The organism is Evansella clarkii (genome assembly GCF_002019695.1).
In the GTDB taxonomy this organism is placed as follows: domain Bacteria; phylum Bacillota; class Bacilli; order Bacillales; family Salisediminibacteriaceae; genus Evansella; species Evansella clarkii.
The window spans coordinates 2,544,490-2,562,375 of sequence record NZ_KV917376.1 but is presented as its reverse complement, the minus strand read 5'-3'; the positions used below and the strand labels follow the sequence as shown (position 1 = coordinate 2,562,375).

The following is a 17,886-nucleotide window of genomic DNA, read 5'->3' as shown; positions in this document are numbered from 1 at the left end:
CGTGTTTATCTTTTGCCTGCTGAACAACAAAAAAAGCCTGCCTGTATCTACCGGCAGACTGTCACAGTAAAAGTTCTTTTATAATATTTTCATTAGAGGAAGCAGCCGCTTCTTTTCATCGAAGAAAGCATTCAGTATCTCTTGTTCCTCTATCACTCCATAGTTTTTCCCTAAAGTGAAATAATGGTACCTCTCCCGATTTACCTTTTTGATTGCCTCAGTAACTGTAGTGGCTGGAGAGACTTTCACTTGCTTTTCCCCCTTGAATCCAGCTTTTCTTTTCCTTTCCAGGAGAAACCTGAGAAAAAGAAAATGCCGTTGTTTCCACTCCAGATAATGGTGAACCCATAAGAATAAAACCACGATTATTAAGTTTAAGTGAAAAGGCAGGATGAAAAGAGAAATTATTGTTATTGCCGACAAGAGAAGGGCAGAGAAATAGAAACTAATCCGGACAGCCTGATGAAAAGGCAGAAGCCATGACTGGATGGAAAAAAGCAGCTTCCCCCCGTCCAGCGGGAGGACCGGCAATAAATTAAACAGAAGAATCGTTAAATTATGGAATAGAAAAACCTGGTGATCCCCTTCATTCCACAGAGGTGTAGCAAGAAGAAGATAGCTTGCCCCGATAAGCCACAAATGCTGAAGAGGGCCGCTGATCGTCACGATGATCTCTTCCTTCACAGGCCGGTTTCCGTACTCTTCCGTCTCAGCCATTCCTCCAAATGGAAGAAGCATAATTTTCCTGATGCGCCAGCCAAATCGGTAAGCAGCGTAACTATGGCCAAGTTCGTGTACGAACACGATGAGAAAAAGCATAATGATTTCCTTAAAATAGCCCGTCAGTCCGCCTATACCAAGAATACCCCAGAAAACAGGGTGTATATGGACTTTCTTCAGGAGACTAATCAAAATTGATCACTTCGTTAGGATCTATAAATGTATCTCCTTCCTTTAGTGCAAAATAGTAAACCCCGAGATTTTCCTCTTCCTGATGGGGAGAAACTTCCCCGATAAAATCCCCGCTGTCTACATGATCATAAAGCTGAACCGGTATGTTCTCCAGCCTTCCATACCAGGATTCTCCCCCGTCATAATGGCGGATTACTATGACATTTCCCCATTCATTCGCTTCATCTTCTCCAATAAATCTTACTATGCCGCTTCGGACCGCTTCTACTTTTTCCCCTCTATTTGTCTCTACATAGATTCCCCGCCCATTTTGTTCAAAAGACTCTCTTATAGTTCCTGAAGCAGGCAGCGCATAAATATCAGCAGGGTCTCTTTCCTGTTCATAATCCCCGGGAGCAACTACTTCCATCTGCGGCGGCAGCAGGGCAACCGGCCGTCCAAAGGCTTCTTCATACCAGCCTGCTACTGTACTGAACTGGAAATCCTCGCTAAACGAAGTCTGGACATAATTACGCATACCTTCCAGAGAAGAACTTTGTGACTGAAATAATATGCCAATGACAAAAAACAGGCAGATACTTGCCAGAATCTGCATAATGAATCGGTCTTTCCGGAAAAAGGGTTCGTTTTTTTTCTGGCTGCTGACATCTTTATACTTCCCTTCAAAAGTATAAAGGGTGTCTTCCCTTTCCTCCTCATGTTTCCAGCTGTACGGCAGTATTGGTCCTCCGGAGGATCTTTCCCTTGCAATCTGTCTGTGAGGCACCGGCCTTCTTTTTCTCCGCTTTGCCTCCATCCTCCGTTTTAATTTATCCACCCGATTATTCATAGCTTCCTCACCCACTTCGTTTCTTTGTACAATGTATGACTTGTCCTCAGCAGATATGCCAGTTTGTCCCTGTAAAAGCCCTCTGAGCCTGTGTATAATCTGCTGCCTCCAGGAAAAAGAAAAAAAACGGCATCCAATTTCGGATACCGTTTCATTTTATTTTTTTATTTTATGCTGCCTGCCCTTGTGGCCCTTCTGTACCAATCAATTTCTTGCGAGTGAATAGAGACTTCAGGTAAGGGATCACCCAGCGGTCGCCGCCGATTCTTCCTGCGTTATAGCCTGCTGCAAGGATGAAAATTGTCAGGAGAACCATCCATGGATTGGAAGAGATCGTACCTGCAAACATGAATGCGAAATTCATTACAATTCCGAAGAAGGCTGCCGCTGTTGTTAGTATTCCAAGCATCAATCCGAGACCTACAGCTACCTCGCCCCATGCTACAAGGAAGCTGAACATTTCAGCGTTTGGCAGAGCGAAAGACTCAATAAATGCGTGATAAGTTGGATACTGTTCCATAACCATTTCATTATTTACTACACCTGTGAGATACCCTGATGCGTCAAAGCCATCCGTAACTTTACCCCATCCTGCTGACAGCCAGCTCCATCCGAGATACACACGTAAAATTGTCAGAATTCCCGCCGCAATCTTATTATTCCTGATAAAATCCATAAACATATTAATTCCCCCTGTCGAAATAGAATTTTATAATTGCACTTTCGTTTGTAAACCATATATGAAGTATTCTTGTTTGTTAGATTGTTAGGTGATCACTAACGTTTTCTACACTTTTATTATATATCGGTTTTGCATGTGAAAATATTCACATGTGTGACCGTTCTGTTGCAGACTGGTGACTAAAGTGTGACATTAAGCACAGTTAACCAGTGACGAAAATCACAATCTCTAAACTTTCTTTTCACAAAGAAAAGACCTCCGTTTTCCAGATGGAGAACGAAGGTTAAGAAAATAATAATCAGGGGGTAGTGTATTTTATTCCGCCAGCACTAAAAGTGTTAAAGTATTAACAGATCCATCCTTGCTGAACATTCACTGCGGTATAAATTGATCCAGCCACCAAGAAACCGCTTGTCCAGTTTCACGGACAAGCGGCTTTTTATTACCCTCGAATTCCGAGGAATTTTTTCATTCTTGTAAAAACACCTTTATCGTTTTCCAGAGACATGAGGGGAACCGATTCGCCGCATATTCTCCGGGCAATATTTCTGTAGGCAATTGCTGCTTTCACTTTAGGGTTCATTGCTACTGGCTCACCGGAATTAGAAGCTTTTATCACTTCGTCTTCATCGACGACAATTCCGAGAAGCTCAATAGAAAGGATGGAAACAACTTCTTCCACATCAAGGGAATCCCCGCTTTTACTCATGTGAGGCCTGATTCGGTTGATCACAAGTTTAGCAGCATCAATATGTTCTTCCTTTTCCAGGAGCCCGATAATCCTGTCGGCATCACGGACAGAAGAGATTTCCGGTGTAGTAACTACGATCGCTTTATCTGCCCCCGCAACAGCATTTTTAAAGCCCTGTTCAATACCTGCCGGACAGTCAATCAGAATATAATCGTAATCTTTTTTCAGTTCATCTATCAGCACTTTCATTTGTTCAGGTTTGATTGCTGACTTATCCTTCGTCTGTGCTGCAGGAAGAAGGTTCAGACATTCAAAGCGTTTATCAGTTACAAGAGCCTGATGAAGACGGCAGCGTCCCTCCACTACATCTACCAGATCATAAATGATCCTGTTTTCGAGTCCCATAACCACGTCAAGGTTACGGAGTCCTATATCGGTGTCTACTAAACAGACTCTCTTTCCTGCTAATGCCAATGCAGTTCCTACGTTCGCAGTAGTGGTAGTTTTACCAACACCGCCCTTACCTGATGTTACAACGATCGCTTCTCCCACGTCATTCTCCCCTTTCTCCTAAACCTGTAAAACTATGTAAATTATACTTAAGGAACAAAGAGATACTTTATAATCTGAAAAAATCCAGTGCCCTTTTTATTCAGAACAGGTAACTTAATTTTAACACACCATGATTTCTCTATGTGAAAAGAAATTTAAAGGGAAGATAAAACCTGTCTCTTTTTACATCATGCTGGCGATCTCCGGACGTATTTTCTGAAGATGCTGCACTTTGTCAATAACCATCTCTCCTGTTTCATCGACAAAAGCACATTCCATTATAAGCTCTTTATCACTTTCCTCCTCAGGAGGCCTGCTTATTACATCGGCTATCCTGAGCTGGGAAGGAAGCATGGAAGATCCGCAAATAACAGCCTGTCTGTTACCTTCACAGCCTGCATGGGCGATTCCGCGCATTTTGCCAATAACAAAAATATTACCGGAAGCTTTAATAGTCCCTCCAGGATTAACATCCCCAATTAAAAGCAGGTCTCCGGTCACCTCAATTACCTGGCCTGAACGGACAATTCGCAGCAGGCGGTTAACTTCCTGGCTCTGGATTGCCTTCTCCGCTTCTTCTTTGGACATGACCTCTGATTCTACTGTCATTTCCACGCCATTAATATGGTTTAATAATGCTTCTTTCAAAGCATCCAGCTGCTGTGGATCGAGATATCTTTTTCCTGAAACGAGCTTTATACGGACCTGCCCTTCTTCACTGTCACTCGAAGGAGGACGATCGGAGAGCTTATCATTTAATTCAGTTAACAGTGAGTCGAAGGAACACTGGTCATTCAGAATAAAGGTCAGACCGTCCTTTGTTCCTTTAATTAACACATTTTGTTTTCTAAGCTGTTTCTGAACCATCTGTTCCTTACACCTCACTTTAGCTGTTTCTTTGATCAGACCTTGTAAATTTTTAGTTGTTTTCCCCTTTAACACGCTCGTCCTGCACTACTATAAAAAGTTAAAGCAGGCCGTCATCTTCATTCCGCTTTATATATTCAAACCACTTTCTCAGCGGATATGCAGCAGCAGCCAGTACGAAGAAATTCATAGCAAGGCTTGGCAGAAAACGGCTGTACAGAAATTCCTGATGGGGAATAGCAGTCATCCCCAGAAGGAGCATCATACCGTATAGAAAATATTCCAGCAGGATTACCGCTGTTATCGTTAAAAAAACAGCTGCGGGAAGATTCCTTTGAAAAAACGGAATTGAAATGGATAAAAGGTATGCCAGCAGTCCCATGGCAAACGTATATATTCCCAGGAGCGCAGAGTAAATAACATCAAACATGATACCAAAAATCACACCATATAAGGTTCCTGTACCTCTGCCCCGGAAAATTCCGGCAAATATAATCAGCATGAATGACCATCTTGGGATAAACAGGAGGTCAGAACCGAACTGATCAGGAGCAAAAATCTGAAACACTGTTCCTTCTATTATAAACAAAACAAAGAGTACAAGAAATAAAGAATATTTCCTCATCATTCTCCGCCCTCAGCTTCAGGGTCAATGTCAGGCTCCAGAGAGCTTGCTCCACGCTCTATTACAAGGACAGAATCAAGCTGCCTGAAATCGGCAGCAGGCTCGATAAAAGCAGTCTGACTCAGACCAAATTCGTCCGGCTCAAAATAAACGATTTCTCCAATAGGGAGACCACGGGGGAAAATGCCGCCCAGTCCGGAGGTAACGACCATCTGCCCTTCTTCCAGCTCGGCATCTATATCAATCTTTGTAAACTGCAGATAACCGGATTCCTCATGGATTCCTTCGATAAAGCCATATGTTGGTTCTCCATTATCCGCAAAAGCGGAAATACGGTTCGTATGATCCTGGTCACTCAGCAGCTGTATCGTAGAGCTGAACTGGGAAACCTGATGCACCTTTCCGATTAATCCACTTGAAGTCATTACAGCCATGTTTTCTTCAATTCCGTCCTGGCCGCCTTTATTAATGCCGATGTATTCATTCCACCGGTCAGGAGAGCGATGAATGACCAGTGCAGAGCGCACCGTATAGTCATAGAGATTCTCACTCATATCAAGGGAATCTTTCAGTTCTTCGTTAACCCTCCGTAACTCAGTAAGTTCCACCTGAAGAGCGGCATATTCATCGAGATGAGACTTTAAAACCTGGTTTTCCTCATAGATATTGCGCATATCATTTACACTCTCAAAGAAACCCGCTGCAAAATGAGCGGGTCTAGAGAATCCGGACTGAACCCATCCGATACTGTCTGTCAGAAACTGTTCAGGCCAGGATAATGAACGCCTTTCACTCATGGAATAGCCGATGAGGGCTACCAGGATGATAATGCATACAAGTAAAACGATCAGTCGCTTATTGGAAAAAAATGAAGGCATTTGCGACACCTGCTATCCTTTTCTGTTTGATCTTACCGTAATGCCAGCTTTTGAACGAAAGAGATGGAGATTTTCTAACGCTCTTCCTGTACCTATAGCCACGCAGTCAAGAGGGTTCTCGGATACAAGTACAGGCATATTCGTTTCTTCAGCTAAAACTCTGTCCAGGTTGCGCAATAATGCACCGCCACCGGTAAGGACAATTCCCCGGTCCATAATATCTGCCGCAAGTTCCGGAGGTGATTGTTCTAAAGTATCTTTAACAGACTGAACGATCATAGCCACTGTGTCTTCCAGAGCTCCCGCAATTTCATATGCGTTAATAGTGATTGTTTTTGGAAGTCCGCTCACAAGGTCACGTCCGCGAATTTCCATGTCATCATTTGTATCCGGCTTGCCTGCAGAACCTATTTCGAATTTAATGGATTCAGCAGTTCTTTCACCGATCATCAAATTATAATTTTTCTTCACATACTGTACGATGGCATCGTCCATTTCATCCCCTGCTACACGGACAGACTGGCTCGTTACAATTCCACCCAGTGAAATAATTGCCACTTCCGTCGTTCCGCCTCCGATATCAACAACCATGCTTCCTGTTGGCTCCCAGACTGGCAGATCTGCTCCAATCGCTGCGGCAAACGGTTCTTCAATCGTATATGCTTCCTTCGCTCCAGCCTGTTTCGTAGCATCCTCAACAGCTCTTTTTTCAACAGCTGTAATGCCGGACGGCACACAAACCATAACGTTAGGCTTCCTTGTAAAAATAGAACGATTCCTCAATGCCTGGCGGATAAAATACTTCATCATAGTGGCCGTAGTATCAAAGTCGGCGATAACTCCGTCTTTCATTGGACGAATGGCTACGATATTTCCCGGAGTACGTCCAATCATATTTTTAGCATCATTACCTACAGCTTCTATTGAACCGGAATCCGAACGAATCGCAACAACGGACGGCTCCCGTAAAATAACACCTTTTCCTTTAACATAAACAAGTGTATTAGCAGTACCTAAGTCAATTCCCAAATCTTTTGAAAAACCACCGAACATCTATGTAATCTCCCTTCATAGTTAACAAAACTCATATCGTTAATTATACTCAATATCTTTCGGAATGAGTAGCATTTTCATTCAACAGTGATAAATCTTTTTACTGCCTGTTTTCTGCATGGAAACTTATAATAAAGTCTCCTGTATATCCAACCTGCCGGATTTTCGAAGCAGAAAAACAGCGGATTTTTTTATACTATAATATTATTAAGAATTTGTATATTCTTTTTTAGCATAAAGTGAGACATCAATCAGTATTTTTTGTTTACTCCCTGCTGATTGTTAGCTGAACCAATCAAGATAGCGTCCGTTCCCTCCCTTAACATCTACGCTTCACCTTATCGTATTAGGGGATAGTTATAGGGACGTTTACATCGGTACAAAGCTTATCTGTCTCAAAAATTGCCTCATATTATCCTATCACATTGCAGTAATCTTGTATATTAATACTCTGCACCGGCTTTGATTACTATGAATGCTTCCGGGATTGTGCAGTTTTTGAGATTCTGGAGTTTTTTTTGAAAGAAAAAAGCTTCACAAGACAAGGAGTCTCGTGAAGCTTTTAAAATAGCTGCTTAATTACATTCGATTCTTATTTCAGCACAGCTAATTTTTCTGGTTTATTTGTTAAATCAAAGCGGTCTGCGTTCATAACTTTAATCCATGCTGCAATAAAGTCTTTAACAAACTTCTCCTGGTTATCATCCTGTGCGTAAACTTCGGCAAGAGCCCGAAGAACTGAATGAGAACCGAAGACAAGATCCACTCTTGTGGCAGTTCGTTTTAGTTCTCCTGTCTTCTTGTCGTACCCTTCATAAGTCAGATCGTCTTTTGGTTTCCACTCAATTCCCATGTCCAGAAGATTCTTGAAGAAATCTGGTGTGAGCTGTCCGACCCGATCCGTAAAGACACCGTATTCTGTACCACGGTGGTTCGCTCCAAGAACACGCATACCTCCGACAAGCACTGTCATTTCCCGGGCAGAAAGACCGAGGAGCTGCGCTTTATCGAGGAGGAGTTCTTCCGGGCTAACCGCATATTCCTTCTTCTGGAAATTACGGAAGCCGTCCGCCACTGGCTCAAGCACTTCAAAGTTTTCTACATCCGTCTGCTCCTCAGCAGCATCTCCCCGTCCAGGTTCAAACGGAACTTTTACATCAAAGCCGGCTTCTTTTGCCGCTTTCTCAACAGCAGCACTTCCTCCTAGGACAATTAAATCAGCCAGGCTGACTTCTTTATTAAAATCATTCTTTATATCTTCAAGAGCAGAGAGTACTTTTGAAAGCTGTTCCGGCTCATTTGCTTCCCAATCCTTCTGAGGAGCAAGACGAATTCGCGCGCCATTCGCTCCGCCACGCATATCTGAACCACGGAAAGTGCTTGCAGAAGCCCAGGCCGTCGAGACAAGTTCACTCACCGAAAGTCCGGAATCGAGAATCCTGGACTTGAGCTCTTTAACATCATCATCAGTTAAATCGTAATTCCCCTTTGGTACAGGGTCCTGCCAGATGAATTCTTCTTCCGGAACTTCAGGACCCAGGTATCTGTCACGAGGTCCCATATCACGGTGAAGCAGTTTGAACCACGCACGGGCAAAAGCATCTGCAAACTCATCCGGGTTCTCATGGAATCTCCGTGAAATTTTTGCGTACTCAGGATCTTCGCGCATAGCCATATCTGCTGTAGTCATCATCGTCTTAACCTTCTTAGACGGATCATGTGCATCAGGCGCAAGATGTTCCTCATCAGGGTCTACAGGCTCCCACTGATAGGCTCCGGCAGGGCTCTTTGTGAGCTTCCATTCATAACCAAACAGGAGATCAAAGTATGTGGAATCCCACTTTGTCGGAGTTGGAGTCCACGCCCCCTCTATCCCGCTTGTAATAGTGTATGGGCCATTACCGGTTTCAAAAGTGCTGTGCCAGCCTAACCCCATATGTTCAACCAGGGCTCCTTCCGGCTCTTCTGTCACATGGGAAGGATCTCCAGCACCATGCGCTTTACCAAAAGTGTGTCCGCCAGCCGTAAGGGCAACTGTTTCTTCATCGTTCATTCCCATACGTTTAAACGTATCCCGAATATCCCGGGCACTTCCGAGAGGATCAGGTTCACCGTCCGGGCCTTCCGGGTTAACATAAATTAAGCCCATCTGAACGGCAGCAAGCGGATTCTCCAGCTCACGCTCACCTTTATACCGTTCGTTTCCAAGCCATTCTGTTTCCGGTCCCCAGTTAACGTCTTCTTCCGGATGCCAGATATCTTCACGGCCTCCGCCAAACCCAATAGTCTTTCCACCCATTGATTCAATCGCCACATTCCCTGCAAGAACGAGCAGATCCGCCCAGGAGAGTTTGTTGCCATACTTTTGCTTAATTGGCCAGAGCAGCCGCCGGGCTTTATCCAGGTTCCCGTTGTCCGGCCAGCTGTTAAGGGGAGCAAAACGCTGGGAACCGCTCCCTCCGCCTCCACGGCCGTCTGCCATACGGTATGTACCTGCCGAATGCCAGGACATACGGATGAAGAAAGGGCCGTAATGGCCATAGTCTGCAGGCCACCAATCCTGACTGTCTGTCATTAGGTTATGAAGGTCCTCCTTCACAGCCTGATAATCAAGTTTTTTAAATTCTTCTGCGTAATTAAACTCCTCCCCAAGGGGATTCGTTTTTGTGTCATGCTGATGAAGGATGTTCAGGTTCAGCTGGTTTGGCCACCAGTCTTTGTTTGTCGTGCCTTTTTTAGGCTTACCTTCTGTGCTTGTACTAGCCTGTGTAAATGGGCACCTCTCATTGCTTTCATTGCTCTCATTGCTCATACATTATTCTCCTTTCTGTTTTAAGAAAATTTAAGCAGAAACGATCATGTTGAACGACATCGAATGAATTTAATATCCATTCTTAATTTATAATTATAATAAATAATTGCTGAAATAAAAAGGAATATGCTGAAGATTAACATTTTTCACTTATATTAGGGGGCGGGAGTAATTGCGGGGAAGCTTTCAAATAGCCATGGTTTTGTCGGAGGTCTCATGAATTTTATATAACTTAAGGAGCAAGGGGGCATTGGCTCACGAAAAGTTGATCTGAAACCATGTATTAAGAAATTATATATAGGGTAGCGGAATGAGGTTCCGAACCGCAAGTAATAAGCACATTAAGTCTAACCCACAAACTAAAACGCCTGGATAATAAAACCCAGACGTTTTATGTGCTACAAATAACCCTTTTCCTTCAGTGAACAAAATCGTTTATCGCCGATAATGACATGGTCCAGCACATCAATGCCAAGCATCCGGCCGCATTCCACCAGGCGCTTGGTCACTTCTATGTCTTCATGGCTTGGGGAAACATCGCCGGATGGATGGTTATGGAGGCAGACAATAGAGGCGGCAGAATAGCGGAAAGCTTCCTTAAACACCTCTCTTGGGTGCACGATTGAAGCATTGAGGCTTCCAATAAAAACAGTTTGTTTATGGAGAACATGATTTTTGGTGTTTAAATAGAGGGCTACGAAGTGTTCCTGAGTGAGGTGGCGCATTTCTTCCATTACGTAGTTTGCGACATCTTCCGGTGACCGGATCGTGTATCTGTCTTCTATAGTAAATTTTGATATACGTTTGCCTAGTTCAATAGCTGCTTTTAACTGGACCGCTTTTGCTTCCCCGATCCCGCGAATATCCTGCAGCTCTTTCACTGAGGCTTCCTTTAAGAGCTTCAGGCCGTCGAAATGCTGGATCACTCTGGCAGACAGATGAATAACTGATTCTTCCTTTGTTCCCGACCCGAGGAGCAGGGCGATCAGTTCCTGATTGGATAAGGTTTGCGGCCCTTCCTTCAGCAGCCTCTCCCTCGGCCTTTCACTTTTTGGTACATCACGGATCATCATTACCATTATTATTTCTTCCCCTTTCCGGCGGCTGTCCATGAAGCACTGATGCTGGAGCCGCCATGAGGGGGAAACTGTCTCCAGTGGGTCAGTCCGCTTTTTTAATAATTGGAAAATCCTTCAAAGCCCGTACTACTTTCGCTACCGGCAGCCCAACGACGGCAAAGTAATCGCCGCTGATCCTCTTAACAAGAGTGGCGCCAATTCCTTGTATTCCGTAGCTTCCTGCTTTGTCAAACGGATCACCTGACTCAATATACTCTGTAATCTCTTCATCCGTAAGCTCATAAAATTCTACTTCTGTTTTGACACAAAAGGAAATAGACTTCTCTTCACTGACTATTGCCACCCCGGTATACACCACATGTGTTTTGCCTGACAACATCCTGAGGGTGTTCCGGGCTTCCACCTCATCTGCAGGCTTTCCAAGAATTTGCCCATCATAAACGACAATAGTGTCTGCGCCAAGCACTACGGTATCGGGGGCATAGGAAAAAACATCCTCGGCTTTTTGGGAGGCAAGTGTTTTTACGATTTCTTCCGGGGTGTCTTCCATATTCATTTTTTCGTCGACATTGCTTTTCTGTACGGAAAAAGGGATCTGCACCTGCTCAAGAAGTTGTTTCCTTCGAGGTGATTGTGAGGCTAGTACGAAAGGTTTCATGCGGGTCCTCCTTGCAAAATGTTCCTGTTTTGCCAGAGGTTGCTTTAAGTATACAAAACTCTGGCAAAAGGAACAATCTTTTTATTTATGATCTCTGTTACTATTTAAGTTCAGCGTATACAGCATCCAGTTTTTCAGGGAAAAAATATTATCTCCCGTCGTCCCCAAAAATCAGTTCCGGTGCTGCAATACCTGGTCTTGTCATCTCTTTCGGATCGAGAATTCTGTCCAGCTCTTCTTCAGAGAGCAGTCCTCTTTCCAGGCAGATTTCCCTGACCGGTCTTCCGGAAGTAATTGCTTCCTTTGCAATCCTTGCCGCGGTTTCATAGCCTACATGAGGATTAATCGCTGTAATAATACCGACACTGCCCTCTACCATTTCCTTACATCTGTCTACATTGGCAGTAAGTTCTTCTACAGCATATTCTCTGAATACCCGGATGCCATTTTGCAGTATTGTAAAGGACTGCAGCAGGTTAAAAACAAGAACAGGCTCCATAACATTTAATTCCAGCTGCCCTGCTTCAGATGCAAGACTGATCGTATGGTCATTGCCGATTACCTGGAATGATATCTGGTTAACAACCTCTGCCATTACCGGATTTACTTTACCAGGCATGATTGAAGAACCTGCCTGCCTTGGAGGCAAATTAATTTCATTAAGGCCGGTCCGCGGGCCGGAGCTCATCATTCTCAAGTCATTGGCGATCTTTGATAAGTTGATTGCCAGAATTTTCAATGCGCTTGAAAGCTGAGTGTATGCATCTGTGTTTTGTGTGGCGTCTACTAAATCTTCAGCTCTGTGGAATGGGTGATTTGTGTATGCAGCAAGATACTCTGTCACTTTTTCAATATAATCCGGCATTGCGTTTAGGCCTGTACCTACTGCAGTTGCCCCCATATTTACTTCATAGAGCATATCTACAGAGTTTTTTACACGCCGAAGATCTCTTGTGAGCATACGGCGGTACGCACCGAATTCCTGGCCGAGGCGGATCGGTACCGCATCCTGCAAGTGGGTTCTGCCCATTTTTATAACGTCATCAAATTCTTTTTCCTTCCGCCCCATTGTTTCTACAAGTTCTTTCAGTGATTTAAGCAGGCCGGCTGATAAGTTCAGGCATGCAATATGTATTGAAGTTGGAAAAGTATCGTTTGTTGACTGGGCCATATTGACATGAGTGTTTGGGCTGACTTTTAAATAGTCTCCTTTTTGTCCGCCGAGGTACTCAATCGCCCTGTTAGCGATAACCTCGTTCGCATTCATATTAAAAGAGGTTCCTGCGCCTCCCTGAATACTGTCCACGATAAAATGTTTATCAAGTTTCCCTTCAATAACGTCATCAGCAGCTTTCATAATTGCTTCAGCGATACCTTTGTTCAATACACCTACCTCGGAGTTTGCCTTCGCTGCTGCTTTTTTTACATATCCAAACGCCCTGATAAGCTCCTTATGAGGCGGATATCCGGTGATAGGGAAATTCTGCTTTGCGCGGACTGTCTGTATCCCGTAATACGCATTTGCAGGCACCATCACCTCTCCTAAAAGATCTCTTTCTGATCTGAACTCCATGTTGCTCTCTTCAGCCATTATTAGTCCTTCCTTTCTGCTTTGCAGTTACTAGTATTTGCCGCCAGCCGGGAATACATGATTTTTCCCGAATATATTTTCCAATACGACATATTTCTTTCAGACTCTCATTAAAAAACCAGTGAATAATCACTGGTTCTCCCCGGTATTTTTTACGGCAAGAATAAGCTTTTCATAAGCAATCATTGTCTTAATCAGCGCCTCCTGCACCTCCCAGGCTGACGATGAAGAATAAACCGATGATGAATACATTCGGAGGGCAGGTTCACCTGTTTTCAGCCATTCCCCGGCCTCCTGGAAATAAGGTTTGTCAGTCTCACCGGATAGTCCCTGAAATTCCTCCTCCCAGGCCTGCCCGGCTTGAAGCATATCTGCTACTTCCTCATTTGACAGTGCCTCACCTGAAATATCTTTTGCTGTGATAGTAGCTGCTTTCTCCATCCACGAGGTTCCTTTTTCAAAAAAACCGGCCCATTCTTCCGGGATACCAGTACTGCCAGTTATATCATAGGATTTTATATACGTTTCTGTTCCCCTTTCATTATAAATGACAGACAATTTTTCTGCATCTTCTTTGCTGCTACCTATTCCGATAAACAGATAGAGCGGATCGGTATTTTCCGTAATGACTGCAGGAAAATCTCCACCCCGCAGTGCTGACGCAGTCTCTTCTGCTTTTTCCTTCAGGGAAAAGGCGCCTCCCTGAATCACATATAAATTGAGGGGAGGGACTGAACGGGACCCATCCTCGCCGGCAGGCACTACTGCACCAGCAGCAGTGCCTGTCGTAACTGATAAGCCACCATCCGCTGCCGGATCGGAAGGATTGTCCCCTCCTGTAAAAATATTAAGCATAATAAATCCAAAAATTCCTCCAGTGATCACTGCAGCCGCGATTGCCAGAAAGACAGAATGAAATATAAAATTTAAGTTAAACGATACTCCGGAGGAATTCTTTTTCTTTCTCTGAAAAGGAGGCAGCCGGGGCCCGGCATCACGTTTGCCATCGTCCCAGAAAGGAAGGCTCCTTTCCTGTTTTTCCTTTTGTTTTTTATTAAAATCGATTATCTTATCTTCCACATTTGTTTGGTCTGTTTCCAGATCGGCGATCTCTGTTTCAGTATTTTTCTGTTCACTGGACGCAGCAGTTTCTTCCCCTGCTTTATCCCGGGACTGACCAGAAAGGCCAGGCGTCCTGGCACGCTCCGTATATATTTGCTCTTTCCCATTGAGACGGATCGAGACGTTTTTCTTTTTTTCCATATCGACCTGACTCCTTCCTTTCTCTGACTCGTGTTACTAGTCTATTAAAGGATTTAGAATGATAGAACGGAAAGTGCAATTTACATAGTATTTAATTTTATTTTAACAGAAAAAACAGAAAAAAAGAGCCTGTGACTTATCACAAACTCTCATCGTTTTTTGACAAATAACGCCTATTTATTTTTCAGGTTAAAACCCTGGTTCCCACAGAGGGTTTACTTTTTGTACTGGGTGTTCGAAGTTGCGGTGGAAGAAGAAATCCTGGAATTCATCCTCCATTTCAGGCAGGTAGAATGTGCTTAATTCAATATTAAAAGACAATGTAAGTTCCTCATCTTCATTTAGTGTTTCAGGTTCTCCATACCCTTCAAAGGAAACAGCGTTTATATGTGTCACTCTCTCGAATCTCTCAATTTCTTCGATAAAACGGAAAAGTTCCGGATAATCTTCCGCATCTACGTCAAGAGATACAGACACTGCCTTCAACCCGTTTACAGGAGGCGGCACTGCAGATTCTGTGACCAGATTCTCTTCAGTCTCAGTTTCCACTTCCACTTCTGCTTCTACCTCTGCTTCTGCTGTGGTATCTCCGTCTTCCACTTCAGCTTCTGCTTCAACAGAAACATCCACCTCTTCTGTTTCTGTTGCCGTCTCATACACTACACCTTCATATTCTCCTTCACTAAATGAGTATGAGGTAATTAATGTCTCGGAGACAGCTTCCGCCCGTTCCAGGTCAAGAAGCCAGTGTTCCGTATTGGGAGCATATGGAACCTTTTGCAAAAAAGCCTGTATCTCATGGCTTTCGTACTGTCTGGTATCTGCAGCAGGCCCACTTATTTCTTCCAGAAGATTTTCTTCAAATTCCAGCTGGGATTGAACGCTCTCAAGCTCTCCTTCCGCCGGTGCAATAAACATAAAATACGCAGATACAAAGAAAATGAGCAGAAGAACAGCAGATGCTGACAGATAAATATATTTCCTGTTAAGGTCTGTAATCATTCTCCTGCTCCTCCGTTTCCCAGTTATCTTCCACAAAGTCATTTAATACATCGTCTTCCAGGTTAAAACTATTACCTTCTGCATCGTTATACTCACCGTCGAAAATGATATCATTATCTTCAGCGTCCCTATTTTGCCCTGTATCTTCTGCTCCATCATCAGTACTCTCCTGGTTTTCTCCCGGAAGTTCCTGTTCTTCTGTCTCTTCTCCGTCATCCCAAGGCGGCGGGTCTATCCCTTCCACATCATCACTCTGGCCAGCTTCATCGTTTCCTTCCAGGGCTTCCTGTTCTGCGATTTGTTCCGCTTCCCACTCTTCGATATTCCTTACAAGCTCCATATTCATGACGATGGTGTAATCAGCATTGTATCTCGGCAAATATTCCGCCGCGACAAGTTCTCCTTCCATCTCAGCTGTAATATCGTTAGTAGTTATTTCATTCAGGATTGCACTCTCTGTCAATTCCGACAGAGTCAGATGATGCAGATAGCTTGCTGCTCCCCGTTGCGTCTCAAACTGAGCAGAAATAGTAACGATGCCGCCCTCTGAATATTCATAGGAAGTGAAAAATCCCTGTTCCGGAAGAAGGCTGACAAGATGAGTCAGCACCCTTGAAGCAAGTATCTGATTTTCTTCCAGATAAATAACCGAAGCCTCTAAATCAGCAGTTTCTGGCGTATGCCTCTCTTCATTGAGTTCAATTTCCTGCAGCTGCTGTACAGTGCTGATTTCATTTTCCGTCCGGACAAGTTCCCGCTGCACATTTTGATAATGAAGGATTCCTAAAATCAATACCAGAACAGATGCAACAAAAAGGGAAACCGCCGCTATAATAAATGCTAAATTTCTCTTTGGTTTTTCAGGAAGTAAGTTAATTTCTATGTTCATTAGCGCACCTCTTTTAAACACAAACTAAGCGGCAGTATGTACTGATAGGAAAGTGTTTCGTTCGTATCTTCCAGGATACTCAAAGAAGAAACCAGTTCAGTTGTCCTGGCGGGAAAGGCTTCTTCCAGTTTACTTTTAATCTCTTTCAGCCGGGGATGGTCCCCTGCAAGCAGGATCTTCGTAACTTCCTGTTCACCTTTATTCAGCGTGAACTTATAGAAGTTATAAACCCGTTCAATTTCTGTAAGCTGGTCTCTCACAGAAATATCCCCGGTGCCTCTGTCTGCAGGATGGTTTTCCTGCAAGTCAATTTCCCACCTTTCCTCTTCGGTACCTGGAGGGAGATGTCTCATAAAAACAGGCTTGTCTTCGTGGAAAATACTTAAGTTAACAGAAGTAAGATCCCACTCGATAAATAAATAATGTTCATCTGGTGAGACTTCTTCCGTTCTGTTAAACAGTCTGTAAAAAGATAGTGCCGAGATATCCGCAGCAACCGGATCCATTTTAAATTCTTCCAGTTTATGAGCATATGTTGAGACAATAGTTTCAGGAGCTGCAAAAAACAGTAGCTCTCTCGCTTTATTTTCTTCTGATTCTATTTCTGAATCTATTATGTAATAGTCAAAATAAGCTTCCTCAAATGGAAGATGAATCGTAGAACCAATCTCAAAGTTTAAGTAGCCTCTGATTTCCTCCTCCGGCAAATCTCCAGGGACGGAAATTTTCCGAAAAAAGACAGAAGCGTCAGGGACGAAAAACATGACCCGCTGATTTTTCAGCTTCCATTCATCTGTTAGCTCCTCAAGGATAAGATTAAATGATGCCTCGTTAATTATTTTCCCTTTCTCTATAATTCCGTCAGGGAGGTATTTTTCACCGTAGCTATGTATATGGGAGAGAGAATGCTGTTTCGTCGCCACATAGCGAATGACGTGGTCTTTTATTTGTATGGCGATGTCGTATTTCTTTCCTATGTTTAATGAGAGCACTTATTGTCTCCCTCCTTTTTCACTTAAAAGAAACTCATATACCATTCTATTAATGGATGATAGAAAAAGTATGCTAATAGAGATCCGGCGGCTATTGCCGGGCCAAAGGGAACAGGCTGGCCCTTCTTTACTTTTTTCGTAAGCATTGCAGTTATCCCGGCGACAGAACCTATTAAACTTGCAAAAAATAATGTCAGGAGCACTCCCTGAAGGCCAAGTACAATACCGAGCACTCCAAAAAGCTTAATGTCTCCGCCCCCCATGCCCCCTTTACTGATGATGGCGATAAGAAGGAGCACACCAAATCCGGTGGCAGCTCCAAGGATGCTGCTCCACCATGGATCCAGGGGTGAAATTATTCTAAGAACGATGAAGATACCGAGAAATACGATCAGTATTTTATTCGGTATTAGCATCGTAGTGATATCAGAAACAGTAATAATTACCAGCAGGGAGATCAGTGCTAAAGCTACTGGCAGTTCCTTTGACCATCCCACCAGAAAGGGTGAAA

At 43.7% G+C, this 17,886-nt stretch carries 17 protein-coding genes; all 17 read right to left on the bottom strand.

Features of this window, described 5'->3' with window-relative positions:
* Positions 1-78: 78 nt before the first annotated feature.
* The 17 genes from BK582_RS11630 to BK582_RS28220 all read right to left on the bottom strand — a co-directional run bounded on the left by BK582_RS11630 (position 79) and on the right by BK582_RS28220 (position 17,872).
* On the bottom strand, positions 79-912 hold the full coding sequence (locus BK582_RS11630) for a M50 family metallopeptidase (protein ID WP_078595196.1): 834 nt from the start codon (positions 910-912) through the stop codon (positions 79-81).
* Positions 905-1,741: a M23 family metallopeptidase gene (locus BK582_RS11625; protein ID WP_078595195.1), complete on the bottom strand. Its 837-nt coding sequence runs from the start codon at positions 1,739-1,741 to the stop codon at positions 905-907. Before BK582_RS11625 ends, BK582_RS11630 begins: the two co-directional genes overlap by 8 nt.
* Positions 1,742-1,910: 169 nt before the next feature.
* Complete coding sequence (locus BK582_RS11620) at positions 1,911-2,423, bottom strand: DoxX family protein (protein WP_078595194.1); 513 nt, start codon at positions 2,421-2,423, stop codon at positions 1,911-1,913.
* Between the two features lie 442 nt (positions 2,424-2,865).
* Positions 2,866-3,666: a septum site-determining protein MinD gene (gene minD, locus BK582_RS11615; RefSeq protein WP_078595193.1), complete on the bottom strand. Its 801-nt coding sequence runs from the start codon at positions 3,664-3,666 to the stop codon at positions 2,866-2,868.
* 183 nt (positions 3,667-3,849) lie between these two features.
* The gene (gene minC, locus BK582_RS11610) at positions 3,850-4,533 is read right to left on the bottom strand and encodes a septum site-determining protein MinC (RefSeq protein WP_078597969.1); all 684 of its coding nucleotides are present in this window, start codon (positions 4,531-4,533) and stop codon (positions 3,850-3,852) included.
* A 100-nt stretch (positions 4,534-4,633) separates the two neighbouring features.
* Positions 4,634-5,161 (bottom strand): rod shape-determining protein MreD, encoded by a 528-nt coding sequence (gene mreD / locus BK582_RS11605; RefSeq protein WP_236939147.1) that lies wholly within the window; start codon positions 5,159-5,161, stop codon positions 4,634-4,636.
* Positions 5,158-6,036: a rod shape-determining protein MreC gene (mreC, locus tag BK582_RS11600; RefSeq protein ID WP_078595191.1), complete on the bottom strand. Its 879-nt coding sequence runs from the start codon at positions 6,034-6,036 to the stop codon at positions 5,158-5,160. Before mreC ends, mreD begins: the two co-directional genes overlap by 4 nt.
* A 12-nt stretch (positions 6,037-6,048) precedes the next feature.
* Complete coding sequence (locus BK582_RS11595; RefSeq protein ID WP_078595190.1) at positions 6,049-7,089, bottom strand: rod shape-determining protein; 1,041 nt, start codon at positions 7,087-7,089, stop codon at positions 6,049-6,051.
* Positions 7,090-7,681: 592 nt separating this feature from the next.
* On the bottom strand, positions 7,682-9,901 hold the full coding sequence (gene katG, locus BK582_RS11590) for a catalase/peroxidase HPI (protein WP_078595189.1): 2,220 nt from the start codon (positions 9,899-9,901) through the stop codon (positions 7,682-7,684).
* 398 nt (positions 9,902-10,299) lie between these two features.
* A complete protein-coding gene (gene radC, locus BK582_RS11585; protein WP_276328209.1) occupies positions 10,300-11,013 on the bottom strand; it encodes a RadC family protein in 714 nt (237 codons plus the stop codon).
* Positions 11,014-11,062: 49 nt separating this feature from the next.
* Positions 11,063-11,638, bottom strand: a complete 576-nt coding sequence (locus BK582_RS11580; protein ID WP_078595187.1) for a Maf family protein — start codon at positions 11,636-11,638, stop codon at positions 11,063-11,065.
* A gap of 148 nt (positions 11,639-11,786) precedes the next feature.
* Entirely contained in the window at positions 11,787-13,229 is a 1,443-nt protein-coding gene (gene aspA / locus BK582_RS11575; RefSeq protein ID WP_244895379.1) for an aspartate ammonia-lyase, read from the bottom strand.
* 129 nt (positions 13,230-13,358) lie between these two features.
* Complete coding sequence (locus BK582_RS11570) at positions 13,359-14,492, bottom strand: SPOR domain-containing protein (RefSeq protein ID WP_078595186.1); 1,134 nt, start codon at positions 14,490-14,492, stop codon at positions 13,359-13,361.
* Between the two features lie 189 nt (positions 14,493-14,681).
* Positions 14,682-15,494, bottom strand: a complete 813-nt coding sequence (locus BK582_RS11565; RefSeq protein WP_078595185.1) for a hypothetical protein — start codon at positions 15,492-15,494, stop codon at positions 14,682-14,684.
* Positions 15,478-16,383, bottom strand: coding sequence for a PilN domain-containing protein (locus BK582_RS11560; protein WP_078595184.1), 906 nt, complete (start codon positions 16,381-16,383; stop codon positions 15,478-15,480). The genes BK582_RS11565 and BK582_RS11560 overlap by 17 nt, the downstream gene beginning before the upstream one ends.
* On the bottom strand, positions 16,383-17,375 hold the full coding sequence (gene pilM, locus BK582_RS11555; protein WP_078595183.1) for a type IV pilus biogenesis protein PilM: 993 nt from the start codon (positions 17,373-17,375) through the stop codon (positions 16,383-16,385). Before pilM ends, BK582_RS11560 begins: the two co-directional genes overlap by 1 nt.
* Before the next feature lie 23 nt (positions 17,376-17,398).
* The gene (locus BK582_RS28220) at positions 17,399-17,872 is read right to left on the bottom strand and encodes a prepilin peptidase (RefSeq protein WP_338066847.1); all 474 of its coding nucleotides are present in this window, start codon (positions 17,870-17,872) and stop codon (positions 17,399-17,401) included.
* Positions 17,873-17,886 lie beyond the last annotated feature (14 nt).